The organism is Hydrogenophaga sp. IBVHS2 (genome assembly GCF_002127215.1).
Classification (GTDB): domain Bacteria; phylum Pseudomonadota; class Gammaproteobacteria; order Burkholderiales; family Burkholderiaceae_C; genus Hydrogenophaga.
Genome location: NZ_NFUT01000001.1, coordinates 739,468 through 756,080, shown reverse-complemented (window position 1 = coordinate 756,080; position 16,613 = coordinate 739,468). Strand labels below are relative to the sequence as shown.

The following is a 16,613-nucleotide window of genomic DNA, read 5'->3' as shown; positions in this document are numbered from 1 at the left end:
TGTTAGGGGCGTTCGAGCGAATCGGCCACCTCGGCCGTCACCGGCGCTTCATGGCCGGACGCTACCGGCTCCCCCGCGACGGCCTGCAGGGCCTCCAGCACCACGTCGCGCCGGCCCACCGGCCGCAGGTGGCGTTCACGCAGCAGGCGGTCGCAGGTCCGGCGTGTCATGGAGTGCGAACGCCCGCCCCGGCTGATGAACATGAAGAGCGTGCCCCGGGCGCTGGCCCAGACCAGCTGGGCGCGCAGCCATTCGCCGCCGGACAGCAGGTCGAACCACTCCCCCTCGACCAGTCGGGCGGTGTCGGTGTGGACCGCCGCCGCAGGCGCGGAGACCGCCGGCGCGGCAGACACCACGGGTGCCGTCCAGGGCGACTCCCCGGGCACCGGCTCCAGGGCCAGGGTGTCTTCGAACCCGGTGGCCGCCAGCTCGGCCGGTGCCAGCCAGGGCTGCTCGGCGGGTCGGGGCAGGCGTTGCTCGGCGCTGGCCGGTGGCAGCACATCGGTGAGCACCGGGTAGTCGGGCGGTGCGGTTTCGCCCAGGGTGCGACGCACCCGCGCCCGGCGCAGACGCAGCACCGGTTCATGCAGGCGCATCAGGGTGTCGAAGAACGGCTGGTGCGCCGCCCCGTCCTGTGCCAGCCGGGCCAGACCGCTGCGCAGCGTCTGGAGCATGCCGGGCAGGATCTCGAACAGCCGGGCCGGCATGCGCAAGGTGACGTCCCGCCGGATGCTCCAGATCAGGTCGGTCACCACCTTGCGGTACCAGTGGGGATCGGGCACGCCGGGGCTTTCGAGGGCCGCCGACGCGATCACCAGGGCCCAGGGGCCGTACAGGAACTCGACCAGAAACGCCGGGGCGTGATCGATGTCGGGGCGCTGGCTGAGCTCGCGCACCACCGCATCGGCCAGGTTCTGGCGCTCCTCGGCATGGCGCGCCGCCTGCAGGCTGCGCTCCCGCTGCTCGTGCTCGCGGGCATCCAGCAGGGCCCAGCCGGCCTGCAGCGCGGACAGCACCTGCGCGAAGTCGGTGGGCTCCACCTCCGCGCGCTCGAGCAGCGAGGTGAACCCCTGCGCCACCGGACGCAGGAAGCTCTGGAAGTCGGTGGCGAACTCGTCGTTGAAGCGGAAGCTGCGCTGCGCCACGCTCTCGATGAGACGGCGCGCCGGGTGGTCCACCTGCCCGAAGTAACGCGGATCGTCCACCGCCAGCTTGAGCAGCGCCGGCTCCAGCGCGATCACGGCCTCCCGCACCGGTGCCAGCAGCAAGGGATCGCGCGCCACCTGATTGACCAGCAGCCGCACCACGTCCAGCCCCATGGGCTGGTCCTGACGGCGCGCCTGCCGCTTGAGCGAGAGCAGGGTCCGGGACCGGACGTGGGGGTTGGCAAACTCGCCCCAGACGCTCTGCATCAGGGGCGACTCGGTGCTGACCTGCCGCGACGGGCGATCCACGGCGGGCAGGTGGGCGTGCTGGCGTCGTTGGGCCAGCAGCGCCGCCTCGTCGTGCCGGTAAGCCGCCAGGGACGACTGGAGCTCCGACCAGGCGCGCTCCACTGCCCGGTGGTACTCCCCGGTGAGCGCGGGCGCAGGCGTGGCCGCCGGCTCGGCCAGGAAGCGGTGGTACACCTCGGGATCGACCGGAGAGCGGGCCAGGGCCAGATCGGCCTGACCGAAACCGGCGTCGGACACATCGTCCGGGACCGGTGCCGGCTCGGCCCCCGGCAGATCGAACCATTCGGTGGTCAGACCGTAGCGCGAATCGTCGGGGGTGTCGGGAACCCGGGGACCGGTCGGATCGCTGACCAGGCGCACCCGGTAACCGGCTTCCTGCACATCGGCCTGCTGCAGCCGCAGGGCCACATCGGCGTACAGCTGCCGGAGCTCGACACCCAGCGGGACGGCCAGCTGGCGCAGCCAGCGCATGCGGACTTCTCGGTCCGGCTCGCTGCCCTGCATCAGGCGGTAGACCTCCCGGGCCATCACGGAGGGGCGCAGCGGATTGCGGTCGGCATGCACCGTGGTGAGTCCCACCAGCGAGCTCATGCGCGCATCCAGCGCCGCCAGCTCCTGCTCGACCAGGGGCTGCAGCTGCTGCAGCATGCGTTTGAATTCGATCTGCTCGTTGTAGTCGGCCTCGTCCACCAGGGCGAGGTGGGCCGAGTCGGTCTGCAGGGGAATGGTGGCGGAGTCGGCACCGTCGTCACCGCGCTCGAAAGCCTCGCGCAGACGGACCGGATAGGCCTTCACCCAGACCGTGCGGTGCCGCATCAGCCCCGACCAGGCGGCCGACGAACCATCGGCCACCAGCACCTCCGCCGTGCGCTGCTGCGGGCCGATCAGGGCCTGCACCATGGCCTCCAGACACCGGCCGAGCAGGCGCGGGCTCTCGTCCAGCACCTCGCTGAAGCACCTTTGCAACAGGGGCGACGGCTCGTTCATGGGCGGCTGCAGGCGGTCGGGAGTGACAACCCCTAGGGGTATTCGTGACGAAGGTCACGGTTATACCTGCCACGCCCGGCGGTCGGGAATGCCCCGGCCGGCGCCGGGGTGGCCCGGGCGGATGCAGCCGACGGTCGGGCCTCGGCGGGCTACCGGCGGCACCCTGACCGTGCCGGTCGGTCAGGCGCCGGCCGCTGCGTCCCCGAACTCGAACACCCCGGGGTTGCGCACCGGGTCCACGCCCACCGGGATGACCGACTTGGGCGGGTAACGCCCCTCCAGCAGCAGGCGCGAAAGCGGGTTCTCGATGCGCTGCTGGATGGCGCGCTTGAGCGGCCGGGCGCCGAACACCGGATCGAAGCCGACCTTGGCCAGCTCGGCCATGGCGGCAGGCGACACCTCCAGCCGCAGGTCCATGCGGTGCAGGCGGGCCTGCAGACCCTTGAGCTGGATCGCGGCAATGGACTCGATGTGCGCTGCGTCGAGCGCATGGAACACCACCGTCTCGTCGATGCGGTTGAGGAATTCCGGGCGGAAGTGGTTCTTGAGTTCACCCCACACCGCATCCTTCACCTCGTCGTACGGCTGGCCGACCATGCTCTGGATCAGGTGCGATCCGATGTTGCTGGTCATGACGATGACCGTGTTCTTGAAATCCACGGTGCGGCCCTGCCCGTCGGTCAGGCGCCCGTCGTCCAGCACCTGCAGCAGCACATTGAACACGTCCGGGTGGGCCTTCTCCACCTCGTCGAGCAGCAGCACCGAATACGGTTTGCGGCGCACGGCTTCGGTGAGGTAGCCGCCCTCCTCGTAGCCCACATAACCGGGCGGCGCGCCGATCAGCCGGGCCACCGAGTGCTTCTCCATGAACTCGCTCATGTCGATGCGCACCAGGTGGTCTTCGCTGTCGAACAGGAAGCCGGCCAGGGCCTTGCACAGCTCGGTCTTGCCCACGCCGGTGGGCCCCAGGAACAGGAAGGAGCCGGTCGGGCGGTTCGGGTCGGACAGGCCGGAGCGCGAACGGCGGATGGCGTTGGCCACCGCGCCGATGGCCTCGTCCTGGCCCACCACGCGCTCGTGCAGCTTGTGCTCCATCTGCAGCAGCTTGTCGCGCTCGCCCTGCATCAGCTTGGCCACCGGGATGCCGGTGGCACGGGCCACCACTTCGGCGATCTCTTCGGCACCCACCTGGGTGCGCAGCAGGCGGTTGCCACCGGCGCTGCCGCCGGCCGCTTCCTGGGCCTGCACTTCCTTCAGGCGTTTTTCCAGCTCGGGCAGGCGGCCGTACTGCAGCTCGGCCACCTTGGTCAGGTCGCCCTTGCGCTTGAGGGATTCGATGTCGAGCTTGACCTTGTCCATCTCCTCGCGCACCGCACCCGAGGTCTGCACGCTGGCCTTCTCGGACGTCCAGATGGCATCCAGGTCGGCGTATTCGCGCTGCAGCTTGAGCAGCTCTTCCTCGATCAGGGCCAGCCGCTTCTGCGAAGCCTCGTCCGACTCCTTGCGCACCGCCTCGCGCTCGATCTTGAGCTGGATCATGCGGCGGTCGAGCTTGTCCATCACCTCGGGCTTGGAGTCCAGCTCGATCTTGATCTTGGCCGCCGCCTCGTCGATCAGGTCGATCGCCTTGTCCGGCAGGAAGCGGTCGGTGATGTAGCGGTGGCTCAGCTCGGCGGCGGCCACGATGGCCGGGTCGGTGATGTCGACGTTGTGGTGCTTCTCGTAACGCTCCTGCAGCCCGCGCAGGATGGCGATGGTGGCTTCCACCGAGGGTTCGTCCACCAGCACCTTCTGGAAGCGTCGCTCCAGCGCGGCGTCCTTCTCGATGAACTTGCGGTATTCGTCCAGCGTGGTGGCGCCGATGCAGTGCAGCTCGCCGCGCGCCAGCGCCGGCTTGAGCATGTTGCCGGCGTCCATGGCGCCTTCGGCCTTGCCGGCGCCCACCATGGTGTGGATCTCGTCGATGAACAGGATGATGCGGCCCTCGTCCTGGCCCACCTCCTTGAGCACCGCCTTCAGGCGTTCCTCGAACTCGCCGCGGAACTTGGCCCCGGCCAGCAGCCCGGCCATGTCCAGCACCAGCACCCGCTTGCCCTTGAGGCTGTCGGGCACCTCGCCCGCCACGATGCGCTGGGCCAGCCCCTCGACGATGGCGGTCTTGCCCACGCCGGGTTCACCGATCAGCACCGGGTTGTTCTTGGTGCGCCGCTGCAGCACCTGGATGGCGCGGCGGATCTCGTCGTCGCGGCCGATCACCGGATCGAGCTTGCCGGCACGGGCGCGCTCGGTGAGGTCCAGGGTGTACTTCTTGAGCGCCTCGCGCTGGCCTTCGGCCTCCGGGCTGTCCACGCCCTGCCCGCCCCGCACGGCGGCAATGGCCGCCTCCAGGCTGCGGCGCGACAGCCCGTTCTCGTTGGCGATGCGCCCGAGCTCGCCCTTGGCGTCGGCCACGGACAGCAGGAACAGTTCGCTGGCCACGTACTGGTCACCGCGCTTGATGGCTTCCTTTTCGGTGGCCTGCATCAGCCGGGCGAGCTCCTGGCCCACGGTGACCTGTTCGGCCCCCTGCACCTGCGGCAGGCGCTTGACCGCGGCCTCGGCCGCCGCGGCGAGGCCTTTGATGTTCACGTCGGCCCGCTGCAGCAGCGACTGCGGGCCATCGGTCTGGCGCAGCATGGCCGCCAGCACGTGCACCGGCTCGATGTAGGCGTGGTCGTTGCCCAGGGCCAGCGTCTGGGCCTCGGACAGGGCTTCCTGGAACTTGGTGGTGAGTTTGTCGAGTCGCATGGGGCAACACTCCGGAAAAGTCGATTGCCCGGCACATGGCGCCGAACCGATCCATTTCAAGTGATGCCCCGAGCTTGCCGCAGGCCGCCGGCAGCGGGTTTGACCCAGATCAGGACGCCTCAGGCGTTGGAGGCGGTGATGCCCCAGCGGGCCAGGGCGGCGTCGTCGCTCACCCGGGCATCCACCCAGCGCGCACCCTCGGGCGTCTGCTCTTTTTTCCAGAACGGGGCCTGGGTCTTGAGGTAGTCCATGATGAACTCGCAGGCCTGGAAGCTCTGGCCCCGGTGGGCCGAGGTGACGGCCACCAGCACGATCTGGTCCAGCGGCTGCATCAGCCCCACCCGGTGGATGACCCGGGCGCCCAGGATGTCGAAGCGGCGGTGGGCCTCGTCGATCATGGCCTCGATGGCCTTTTCGGTCATGCCAGGGTAGTGCTCCAGCTCCAGCGTGCTGACCGACTGGCCGTCGTTGCGGTCGCGCACCGTGCCCACGAAGCTGCAGACCGCGCCGACGCCCTTGTCGTGGGCCCGCAGGGCCGCCACTTCGGCGCTCAGGTCGAAGTCCTGGGTCTGGATGAAGACGCGCGGCATGCCCATGTCAGCCCCCGGTCACCGGCGGGAAGAAGGCCACTTCGGCACCGTCGCGCAGGGCGGCGGACTCGTCGGCCATGGTCTGGTCCAGCGACACCCGCACCGCGCGTTCGCGGCCCAGCGCCTCGGCCCAAGGGCCTCCGCGGGCGATCAGTTCGTCGCGCAGGGCGGACAGGCTGGCGGCGGAGGTGGCCACCGTCTCGTGGCCGGTGCCCACGGCCTCGCGGATGGATGCAAAGAAACGCAGCTGGATGTTCATGCGAGCAGGTCGGCAAAAGCGATGAAGGACACGGTGTCGCCGCGCTGGATGGGGGTGCCCGAGGGGTTGTCCACCAGACCGTCGCCCCACACCGCCGAGGTCAGCACCCCGGAACTCTGGTTGGGGAACAGGTCGAGGCCGCCCTGCGCGTTGCGGCGCACGCGCAGGAACTCGCGGCGCTTGTCGGCGCGCGGCAGATCGAAATGGGCCGTCAGGCGCTGGGCCGGCGGCAGTCCACAGGCTGCGGCATCGCGCCCCTGAAGCCGCAGCAGGAAGGGGCGCACCAGCAGCAGGAAGGTCACGAAACTGGAGACCGGGTTGCCCGGCAGACCGATGAAGTGGCAGGCCTGATCGGCCGCCGCACCGGCGCCGGCATCGCGACGCACCTGGCCGTAGGCGAACGGCTTGCCGGGCTTCATGGCAATCTGCCACAGGTCCAGACGCCCCAGGGCCTGCACCGACGGCTTGATGTGGTCTTCCTCGCCCACCGACACGCCGCCGCTGGTGAGGATGAGGTCGTGGTGGTCGGCGGCCGAGCGCAGCGCGGCCAGGGTGGCCTCGCGCCGGTCGGGCACGATGCCCAGGTCGCTCACTTCGCAGCCCATGCGGTGCAGCAGGCTGCGCAGGAAGAAGCGGTTGGAGTTGTAGATGGCGCCCGGCTTCATGTCCTGCGGGGCCACCTCGCCCGGCATGACCAGCTCGTCACCGGTGGAGAACAGCGCCACCCGGGGACGGACCGCGACCTGCAGATGGGCACGCCCCAGGCTGGCGGCCAGGCCGAGCGCGGCCGGGTCGAGCCGGTGGCCGCGCTGCAGCACCACGGCGCCCTGCATCACGTCCTCCCCGCTGCGGCGCACCCACTGGCCGGGCGCGGGCACGGCATCGATGTGAACCGCATGGAAATCGCCGCCCACCGCCCGGGTGTCTTCCTGCATGACCACCGCGTCGGCCCCGGGGGGCATGGGTGCGCCGGTGAAGATGCGGGCACAGGTCCCCGGCTCCAGCGCCGTGCCCGCATGACCGGCCGGGATGCGCTGGGTGACCGGCAGCACCACGCCGGGCTGGGTGATGTCGGCGCAACGCACCGCATACCCGTCCATGGACGAGTTGTCCTGCGGCGGCACCTGCAGCGGCGACACCAGGTCCTCGGCCAGCACACGGCCGTCGGCATCGAAGGTGGCGACCGACTCGCTGGCCGGCTGCGCGGGCAGATGGGCCAGCAGCGCGGCCAGCGCGTCTTCCAGCGGCATCAGGGGCGAACGGGCGGGTGCGGTCGGGGCGGACATGGCTCAGGCGGGCGGCTGGTATTCGAAGCGGCTGGCATTGTCGACCAGCCAGGCCGCCACGTCATCGGCCACGTCCAGATCCAGCACCGGCAGCGGGGTCGGCTCGGGCAGGGCCTCGGGGCTGTTGGTGGCAATGGCCACCACGCGGTCGTGGCCGGGGTAGATCACCGGCTGGCCGCTGTCCTGCCGCCAGACCTCGATCTTGGGCAGCGAACTGCGCTTGAAACCTTCCACCAGCACCCAGTCCACGCCGGCGCTCAGGCGGGCGATGAGGCGGTGCACATCGTGCTCGGCCTCGTCGGTGTACTCGCGCATGATGACCAGACGTTTCGGCGAGGCAGCCACCACCTCCACCGCGCCGGCCTCCCGGTGGCGCCAGGTGTCCTTGCCGGGTCGGTCGATGTCGAAGCTGTGGTGGGCGTGCTTGATCACCGACACCCGGGCACCGCGCAGGCGCAGCGCCGGGATGAGCTGTTCGACCAGGGTGGTCTTGCCGGAACCCGAATAGCCGGCGAAGCCGACGACCTTCATGCCGCGCAGTGCTGTTCGATGTAGGCCTGCACCCGGGCGGTGTCGGCCGGCATCACCTGCACCCGGCGCGGCAGCGCCTCGATGCCCTCGAAGCCGGCCGGACGCTCGGGCGGCCGGCCCAGGGCCTCGACGATGGTCTCGGCGAACTTGATGGGCAGCGCCGTCTCCAGCACCACCATGGGCACGCCGGCCTCCCGGTGCTCGCGCGCCACCTTCACGCCGTCGGCCGTGTGGGTGTCGATCACCACACCATGGCGCTGCGCCACGTCGCGGATGGTGTCGAGCCGGTTGGCATGGGTGCTGCGGCCGCTGCGGAAGCCATACCGCGCAGCAGCCTGCGGGAACAGCGGGTCGTCGCTGAGGCTGAAGCGGCCGTCCTTGCCGAGGGCGGCACCGAACAGCGCGCGGGTGCGCTCGCCGTCGCGGCCCAGCAGATCGAACACGAAGCGCTCGAAGTTGCTGGCCTTGGAGATGTCCATCGACGGGCTGGAGGTCTCGTGCGTGTCGGCACTGCCCCGCACCCGGTAGACGCCGGTGCGGAAGAACTCGTCGAGCACATCGTTCTCGTTGGTGGCCACCACCAGATGCCGGATGGGCAGGCCCATCATGCGGGCCACATGGCCGGCGCACACATTGCCGAAGTTGCCCGACGGCACGGTGAAGCTGACCTGCTCGGCATTGCTGCCGGTGGCCTGGAAGTAGCCGGCGAAGTAATAGACCACCTGGGCCAGCAGGCGCGCCCAGTTGATGGAGTTGACGGTGCCGATGCGCCAGCGGCGCTTGAACTCGAGGTCGTTGCTGACGTTCTTGACGATGTCCTGGCAGTCGTCGAACACGCCTTCCACCGCGATGTTGTGGATGTTCGCGTCCATCAGGCTGAACATCTGCGCCTGCTGGAACGGGCTCATGCGGCCGTGCGGGCTGAGCATGAAGACGCGCACACCCTTCTTGCCGCGCATGGCGTATTCGGCTGCGCTGCCGGTGTCGCCGCTGGTGGCGCCCAGGATGTTGAGCTGTTCGCCGCGGCGGCCCAGCTCGTACTCGAAGAGCTGGCCCAGCAGCTGCATCGCCATGTCCTTGAAGGCCAGCGTCGGTCCGTTGGAAAGGGCTTCGAGGTGGAAGCCCGGCTCCAGCGTCTTCAGCGGCACGATCTGCGGCGTGCCGAACACCGCCTCGGTGTAGGTGCGCTGGCAGATGGCCCGCAGGTCGTCGGCCGGGATGTCGTCCACATACAGACTGAGGATCTCGAAGGCCAGGGCGGCGTAGCCACCGGCCTGGCCGCCGTTGAAGACGGTGCGCAGGCGCTGCAGGGCTGCGGCGTCGAGCTGCGGGTAGTGCTCGGGCAGGTACAGGCCGCCGTCGGGCGCCAGGCCTTCGAGCAGGATCTCGCAGAAACGCTTGCGGTCGGCGTGACCGCGGGTCGACTGGTAGCGCATCAGTTCAGCTCTTCCTTGCGGATGCGCACGATGGGCGCCAGCACGGTGGGCAGCTGCTGCAGGCGCGCCAGGGCATCGTTCATGGTGCCTTCGCGGGTGTTGTGGGTGAGGATGATCAGGTCGGTGCTGGTGGCGCCTTCGCCGCCCACCTCGTCGGCCTCGCGCTGCAGCACGGCATCGATGCTGATGCCGGCACCCGCCAGCAGCGCCGTCACCTGGGCCAGCACACCGGCCTCGTCGGCCACGCGCAGACGCAGGTAGTAGCTGGTCACCACCTCGCTCATGGGCAGCACCGGGGTGTCGCTCATGGCGTCGGGCTGGAAAGCCAGGTAGGGCACGCGGTGCAGCGGATCGGCCGTCTGCAGGCGTGCGATGTCCACCAGGTCGGCGATGACGGCGCTGGCGGTGGGCTCGCTGCCGGCGCCCTTGCCGTAGTACAGCGTGGTGCCCACGGCATCACCCTGCACCACCACGGCGTTCATGGCGCCCTCCACATTGGCGATCAGGCGCTTGGCCGGTACCAGACTGGGGTGCACCCGCAGCTCGATGCCGGAGGCCACGCGCTTGGTGATGCCCAGCAGCTTGATGCGGTAGCCCAGCTGCTCGGCGTAGCGGATGTCGGCCGCACCCAGCTTGGTTATGCCTTCCACATAGGCCTTGTCGAACTGCACCGGCACGCCGAAGGCAATGGCGCTCATCAGCGTGGCCTTGTGGGCAGCGTCCACGCCTTCGATGTCGAAGGTCGGGTCGGCTTCGGCGTAGCCCAGGCGCTGGGCTTCCTTGAGCACCACGTCGAAGTCCAGGCCCTTGTCCCGCATCTCCGACAGGATGAAGTTGGTGGTGCCGTTGATGATGCCGGCGATCCACTGGATGCGGTTGGCGGTCAGGCCCTCGCGCAGCGACTTGATGATCGGAATGCCACCGGCCACGGCCGCCTCGAAGGCGACCATCACGCCCTTGGCCGCTGCGGCCGCAAAGATTTCGGTGCCGTGCACGGCCAGCAGGGCCTTGTTGGCGGTGACCACATGCTTGCCGGCCGCAATGGCCTCCATCACCAGGGCCTTGGCGATGCCGTAGCCGCCGATGAGCTCGACCACCACGTCGATGTCGGGGTTGGCGATCACGGCGCGGGCATCGCCCACCACCTGCACGCCCTCGCCCACGATGGAGCGGGCGCGGGCCACGTCGAGGTCGGCCACCATGGTGATCTGAATGCCACGGCCGGCACGGCGACGGATCTCCTCCTGGTTGCGCTGGAGCACCTGGAAGGTGCCACTGCCCACGGTGCCGATGCCCAGAAGGCCCACTTGAATCGGTTTCATGTCGTTGCTCATTGGATGGAATCAGGTGCCGTGGCGCTTGCGCCAGTTCTCGAGGAACTTGGCCACGCGGCCGATGGCCTCGCGCAGGTCGTCCTCGTGCGGCAGGAACACGATGCGGAAATGCTGGTTGTCCGGGTAGTTGAAGCCCGAGCCCTGGACCAGCATCACGCGGGTTTCCTGGAGCAGTTCCAGGAACAGCTGCTGGTCGTTCTGGACCGGGTACATCGTCGGATCCAGACGGGGGAACATGTAGAGCGCCGCCACCGGCTTGACGCAGGTCACCCCGGGGATGGCGGTGATGAGTTCGTACGCCAGGTCGCGCTGGCGGCGCAGGCGGCCGCCCTCGTTCACGAGGTCATTGATGCTCTGGTAGCCGCCCAGCGCCGTCTGGATCGCCCATTGGCCGGGCACGTTGGCGCACAGGCGCATGTTCGAGAGCATGTTCAGGCCCTCGATGTAGTCGCGGGCCGGCTTCTTGTCGCCCGACACCACCATCCAGCCGGCCCGGTAGCCGCAGGAACGGTAGCTCTTGGACAACGAATTGAAGGTCAGCGTGAGCACGTCTTCCGACAGGCTGGCCAGCGCGGTGTGCTTCGCACCGTCATAGAGCACCTTGTCGTAGACCTCGTCGGCAAAGATCACCAGGCCGTGCTCCCGGGCGATGCCCACGATGGCCTTGAGGAGCTCGGGCGAATACAGCGCCCCGGTGGGGTTGTTCGGGTTGATGACCACGATGCCCTTGGTGGCGGGCGTGATCTTGGCGCGGATGTCGTCCAGATCGGGCATCCAGCCGTTCGATTCGTCGCAGCGGTAGTGCACCGGCGTGCCGCCCGAAAGACTCACCGCCGCGGTCCACAGCGGGTAGTCGGGCGACGGCAGCAGCAACTCGTCGCCATCGTCCAGCAAGGCATTGGTGGCCATGACGATCAGCTCGCTCGCGCCGTTGCCCAGGTAGATGTCGTCCAGCGTCACGCCCTTGACGCCCTGCGTCTGGGTCTCGTGCATGACCGCCTTGCGCGCCGCAAAGATGCCCTTGCTGTCCGAGTAACCGGCCGAGTTCGGCAGGTTGCGGATCATGTCCTGCTGGATCTCTTCCGGCGCATCGAAACCGAACACCGCCAGGTTGCCGATGTTGAGCTTGATGATCTTGTGACCCTCTTCCTCCATCTGCCGCGCCGCGTCCATGATCGGACCACGGATGTCGTAGCAGACGTTGGCGAGCTTGGCGGACTTCTGGATGGGCTTCAAAGGGGGCGTCCTTGGAACGGTGGGGTTCGCCCGGTGCGGACATCGCGCGGGCGCTATAGTCGTCAAATCCAGGGAAAACCTTGGATTTGACCACAGTTCAACGCCTGTTCCGGCCGCTTCCGCCCATGAAACTCCACGCTGACCGACCCGACACGACCGCCATCACCGCCCATGGCGACGGCTGGGTGGCGGTCAACGGACAGCGGCACCACCAGAGCATCGTGGTCCGTCCCGAAGGCGACCCCGAAGCCTGGTCCTGCACCCGGCTGGAGGACCTCACCACAGCCCACTTCGAGTCGCTCCTGCCAGCCGACGGGCCTGCGCCCGAACTCGTGCTCCTGGGCAGCGGCCGTCGCCTGCGCTTCGTGCCGCCCGCCCTGCTGGCACCGCTGATCGCCCGGCGCGTCGGGGTCGAGACCATGGACACGGCCGCCGCCTGCCGCACCTACAACATCCTCGCGGGCGAGGGCCGGCGGGTGGTGGCGGCACTCCTGATCGAAGGCTGAGCAACCCAACACGGGTGCGAGTACCCGTTCGGGTTAAAATGCGGGGTTGTTCCATGTCGCAACCCCGGGTCCCTTGATCGCCCCGGCGGCGCCGGACAACGGAGCACAACGCATCACCATCCACTCAAGTCAGGGGTCCCCGCAGCATGGCCGTCGTTGTCAACAAACCCATTCCCGAATTCGAATCGCTGGCCACCGGCGGCGTCAAGGTGAGCAACCAGAGCCACCTGGGACAGACGATCGTGCTGTACTTCTACCCCAAGGACAACACCCCGGGCTGCACCACCGAGGCCATGCAGTTCCGCGACAAGTACAAGGACTTCGTGAAGGCCGGCGCGCAGGTGTTCGGCGTGTCGCGCGACAACATGAAGTCCCACGACGACTTCAAGACCAAGCTCGAGCTGCCGTTCGAACTCATCGCCGACACCGAAGAGAAGATGTGCCACATGTTCGGCGTGGTCAAGAACAAGATCATGTACGGCAAGAAGGTCAAGGGCATCGAACGCAGCACCTTCCTGATCGGCCCCGACGGCGTGCTGCGCCAGGAGTGGCGCGGTCTCAAGGTCCCCGGCCACGTCGAGGAAGTGCTGAAGGCCGTCAAGGCCCTGAAGAAGGCGGCCTGAGCCGTCTGATGCGGCCGTGCCACGCCGGCCGGCGGGTCATGGTGCTCATGCATAATGGGCTCATGACCCCAGGCCTCTGCCACGTCACCCTCCCCGCCTGCCACCAGCGCAGACCACAAAGCCGCCCGGCAACCCCGGCGGCTTTTTGTTTTTTCGGCCACCGCTGAACCGTTCCCATGCCCCTGCCCCCCGCCCCCACCAAACGCGCCGCCCTGCTCTCCACCGACGCCTACCGGACCCTGACCACCGAAGCGGCCGACACTGCGCCGGCGCCGGAAGTCAAGGCGGTCCCAGCCCGATCCTCCGGTCGCCCGGGCCGCCCCGCCCGTTCGCCGGAACCGCCTGCCGCACCGGTGGCCGCGGCAGCAGAGCGCGCCGCCCCATCCGCCCCGACAGCACCGACCGCCCCGCCGTCCCGTGCACGGCGACCCAACCCACGGCCCGCAGCGGCTGAGGTGGTCGAGGCCGAGGCGATGCCCCGGACCGAGAAGACCGAAACGCAGGTCGAGCACCCCGCCCGCCGCCGCCGCACCGGCCCCTCCAGCCGCACCGGGGTCAAGCGCCTTTTCGTGCTGGACACCAATGTGCTGCTGCACGATCCGATGAGCCTGTTCCGCTTCGAGGAACACGACATCTTCCTGCCCATGATCGTGCTGGAGGAGCTCGACGGTCACAAGAAAGGCATGACCGAGGTGGCCCGCAACGGCCGCCAGACCAGCCGCACGCTCGATGCCCTGGTGGCCCAGCAGGGTGGCGACATGGCCCAGGGTCTGCGGCTCTCGGCCACCGGCCATCAGTCCGCCCGCGGCCTGCTGTTCTTCCAGACCGAGCCCCTGGACAACACCCTGCCGGCCAGCCTGCCGCAGGGCAAGGCCGACAACCAGATCCTGGGTGTGGTCAGTGCCCTGCGCGAGCGCCACCCGGGCCGCGAGGTGATCCTGGTGTCCAAGGACATCAACATGCGGGTCAAGGCCCGCGCGCTGGGGCTCGCCGCCGAGGACTACGAGAACGACAAGACGCTGGACGACGGCGAGCTGCTGTACTCCGGCGCGCTGGCGCTGCCGCAGGATTTCTGGACGCGCCAGAGCAAGACCATCGAGAGCTGGCAGAGCGGCAGCCACACCTTCTACCGGGTCAGCGGCCCGGCCGTGGGGCAGTTCCACATCAACCAGTTCGTGTACTTCGAGGCGCCGGGCGAGCCCTCGCTGTACGCCCGCGTCACCGAGATCCGCGACAAGACGGCGGTGCTCAAGACCCTCAAGGACTACACCCATCTCAAGAATGCGGTGTGGGGGGTGACCAGCCGCAACCGCGAGCAGAACTTCGCCATGAACCTGCTCATGGACCCGGAGATCGACTTCGTGACGCTGGCCGGCACGGCCGGCACCGGCAAGACGCTGATGGCCCTGGCCAGCGGCCTGACCCAGGTGCTGGACGACCGCCGCTACACCGAGATCATCATGACCCGGGCCACCGTCAGCGTGGGCGAGGACATCGGCTTCCTGCCCGGCACCGAGGAAGAGAAGATGGGCCCCTGGATGGGCGCCCTGGACGACAACCTCGAGTTCCTGGCCAAGGGCGACGGTGGCAATGCCGGCGAGTGGGGCCGCGCGGCCACCAACGAACTCATCCGCAGCCGCATCAAGGTCAAGAGCATGAACTTCATGCGCGGCCGCACCTTCATGAACAAGTACGTCATCATCGACGAGGCGCAGAACCTCACGCCCAAGCAGATGAAGACGCTGATCACGCGCGCCGGTCCGGGCACCAAGATCATCTGCATGGGCAACCTGGCCCAGATCGACACGCCCTACCTCACCGAAGGCTCCAGCGGCCTGACCTATGCGGTGGATCGCTTCAAGGGCTGGCCCCACGGCGGCCACATCACGTTGGCGCGCGGCGAGCGTTCGCGTCTGGCCGACTTCGCCAGCGAAGTGTTGTAACCCCCCCGCGCCGCGCCTGAGGCGCGTCACCCCCCGAGGGGGGCGACACCAGCAGCCCGGCAAAGCCGGTTCTGCGGTGTCACTGGGTTGGACCGCCTTTCAAGGCTCAGTAATCGCCACCACCGGCGAGTGATTCGAAGCGGGTGAGCATGTTCAGGAAGGCCAGCTTGACGGTCCCGGTGGGGCCGTTTCGCTGCTTGCCGATGATGATCTCGGCCACGCCGGGCTCCTTGCAGGCGTCCTTGGTGTAGTACTCGTCGCGGTAGATGAACATGATGATGTCGGCGTCCTGCTCGATGGCGCCGGATTCGCGCAGGTCGCTCATCATGGGGCGCTTGTCGGTGCGGGTCTCGACCGAGCGGTTGAGCTGCGAGAGCGCGATGACCGGGCACTGCAGTTCCTTGGCCAGCATCTTCAGACCCCGCGAGATCTCGCCCAGCTCCGAGGCGCGGTTCTCGCCTTCCGAACTGCTGCCGCTCATGAGCTGCAGATAGTCCACCACGATCAGGCCCAGCTTGCCGCACTGGCGGGCCAGCCGGCGGGCGTTGGCCCGCAGCACGCTGGGGTTGAGGCCCGGTGTCTCGTCGATGTGCAGCGAGACGTTGCGCAGCTTCTCGATCGCCTCGGTCAGGCGCGGCCATTCCTCGTCGGTGAGCTTGCCGCTGCGCAGGTGGCTCTGGTTGATGCGGCCGATCGAGCCGACGATACGCACCGCCAGCTGCGAGGCCCCCATTTCCATCGAGAACACCGCCACCGGCAGGCCCTCGTTGAGCGCCACGTGTTCGGCGATGTTGATGGCAAACGCCGTCTTGCCCATGGACGGGCGTGCGGCCAGCACGATCAGGTCGCCCGGCTGCAGGCCGGAGGTCATGCGGTCCAGATCGACGAAACCGGTGGGCACACCGGTGATGTCGTTGGGGTTGTCGGCCATCTCCTGCACGCGGTCCAGCAGGTCGACCACCAGCTTGTCCATGCCCTGAAAGCCCTCCTTCATGCGGGAGCCTTCCTCGCCGATGTGGAAGATCTTCTGCTCGGCCTCGTCCAGGATCTTGTCGACCGGCTTGCCTTGGGGGTTGAAGGCGGCGGTGGCGATCTCGTCGCTGGCGGTGACCAGCTTGCGCAGGATGGCACGCTCCCGGACGATCTCGGCGTAGCGCCGGATGTTGGCGGCACTGGGCACGTACTGCGCCAGCGAGTTCAGGTAGGCCAGTCCGCCCACCTCGTCGGCCTTGCCCAGGCTCTGCAGGTGCTCGAACACCGTGACCACGTCGGCCGGCTTGTTGCCGTTGACCAGGCTGGCGATGCCCGAATAGATCAGCTTGTGCTCGTAGCGGTAGAAGTCCGAATCGGTGACCAGATCGGCCACCCGGTCCCAGGCGCCGTTGTCCAGCAGCAGACCGCCCAGCACGCTGGATTCCGCCTCGATGGAGTGCGGCGGCACCCGCAGCTGCGCCACCTGGCGATCGGTGGGCAGGTCGTCCATGGCGGCGTCGAAATCGGGGAAGGGGCTGGGGAAGGCGGCGGACATGGTGGGCGATCGGGGCAAGCCGATCATGGTACGGAGAGAACCGGGTTCTGTCAGGGGACAAGCCTGTGGAAAACCGGTTGGATAACTGTGCAGCGACCGGGATAACCGGTCAC

At 68.5% G+C, this 16,613-nt stretch carries 13 protein-coding genes; 3 read left to right on the top strand and 10 right to left on the bottom strand.

Annotated features, from left to right (window positions below; all coding sequences use genetic code 11):
• Window positions 1–2: 2 nt before the first annotated feature.
• The 9 genes from CAP38_RS03725 to CAP38_RS03685 all read right to left on the bottom strand — a co-directional run bounded on the left by CAP38_RS03725 (window position 3) and on the right by CAP38_RS03685 (window position 11,900).
• Entirely contained in the window at window positions 3–2,441 is a 2,439-nt protein-coding gene (locus CAP38_RS03725; RefSeq protein ID WP_086119500.1) for a DUF1631 family protein, read from the bottom strand.
• 180 nt (window positions 2,442–2,621) lie between these two features.
• Entirely contained in the window at window positions 2,622–5,228 is a 2,607-nt protein-coding gene (gene clpB, locus CAP38_RS03720) for an ATP-dependent chaperone ClpB (protein ID WP_086119499.1), read from the bottom strand.
• Window positions 5,229–5,347: 119 nt separating this feature from the next.
• A complete protein-coding gene (moaE, locus tag CAP38_RS03715; protein WP_086119498.1) occupies window positions 5,348–5,824 on the bottom strand; it encodes a molybdopterin synthase catalytic subunit MoaE in 477 nt (158 codons plus the stop codon).
• A gap of 1 nt (window position 5,825) precedes the next feature.
• Complete coding sequence (locus CAP38_RS03710) at window positions 5,826–6,077, bottom strand: MoaD/ThiS family protein (protein ID WP_086119497.1); 252 nt, start codon at window positions 6,075–6,077, stop codon at window positions 5,826–5,828.
• On the bottom strand, window positions 6,074–7,363 hold the full coding sequence (gene glp / locus CAP38_RS03705) for a gephyrin-like molybdotransferase Glp (RefSeq protein ID WP_086119496.1): 1,290 nt from the start codon (window positions 7,361–7,363) through the stop codon (window positions 6,074–6,076). The genes CAP38_RS03710 and glp overlap by 4 nt, the downstream gene beginning before the upstream one ends.
• 3 nt (window positions 7,364–7,366) lie before the next feature.
• Entirely contained in the window at window positions 7,367–7,894 is a 528-nt protein-coding gene (mobB, locus tag CAP38_RS03700; protein WP_086119495.1) for a molybdopterin-guanine dinucleotide biosynthesis protein B, read from the bottom strand.
• A complete protein-coding gene (thrC, locus tag CAP38_RS03695; RefSeq protein ID WP_086119494.1) occupies window positions 7,891–9,330 on the bottom strand; it encodes a threonine synthase in 1,440 nt (479 codons plus the stop codon). Before thrC ends, mobB begins: the two co-directional genes overlap by 4 nt.
• On the bottom strand, window positions 9,330–10,652 hold the full coding sequence (locus CAP38_RS03690; RefSeq protein ID WP_086119759.1) for a homoserine dehydrogenase: 1,323 nt from the start codon (window positions 10,650–10,652) through the stop codon (window positions 9,330–9,332). Before CAP38_RS03690 ends, thrC begins: the two co-directional genes overlap by 1 nt.
• A gap of 21 nt (window positions 10,653–10,673) precedes the next feature.
• On the bottom strand, window positions 10,674–11,900 hold the full coding sequence (locus CAP38_RS03685; protein ID WP_086119493.1) for a pyridoxal phosphate-dependent aminotransferase: 1,227 nt from the start codon (window positions 11,898–11,900) through the stop codon (window positions 10,674–10,676).
• A gap of 125 nt (window positions 11,901–12,025) precedes the next feature.
• On the opposite strand from CAP38_RS03685, the gene CAP38_RS03680 reads away from it, so the two are divergent.
• The 3 genes from CAP38_RS03680 to CAP38_RS03670 all read left to right on the top strand — a co-directional run bounded on the left by CAP38_RS03680 (window position 12,026) and on the right by CAP38_RS03670 (window position 14,972).
• Entirely contained in the window at window positions 12,026–12,406 is a 381-nt protein-coding gene (locus CAP38_RS03680) for an Mth938-like domain-containing protein (protein ID WP_086119492.1), read from the top strand.
• Between the two features lie 146 nt (window positions 12,407–12,552).
• Window positions 12,553–13,029 (top strand): peroxiredoxin, encoded by a 477-nt coding sequence (locus tag CAP38_RS03675; protein ID WP_086119491.1) that lies wholly within the window; start codon window positions 12,553–12,555, stop codon window positions 13,027–13,029.
• A 176-nt stretch (window positions 13,030–13,205) separates the two neighbouring features.
• Entirely contained in the window at window positions 13,206–14,972 is a 1,767-nt protein-coding gene (locus tag CAP38_RS03670) for a PhoH family protein (protein WP_086119490.1), read from the top strand.
• 106 nt (window positions 14,973–15,078) lie between these two features.
• On the opposite strand, the gene dnaB is transcribed toward CAP38_RS03670, so the two are convergent.
• Complete coding sequence (gene dnaB, locus CAP38_RS03665; protein ID WP_086119758.1) at window positions 15,079–16,500, bottom strand: replicative DNA helicase; 1,422 nt, start codon at window positions 16,498–16,500, stop codon at window positions 15,079–15,081.
• Window positions 16,501–16,613: the final 113 nt, after the last annotated feature.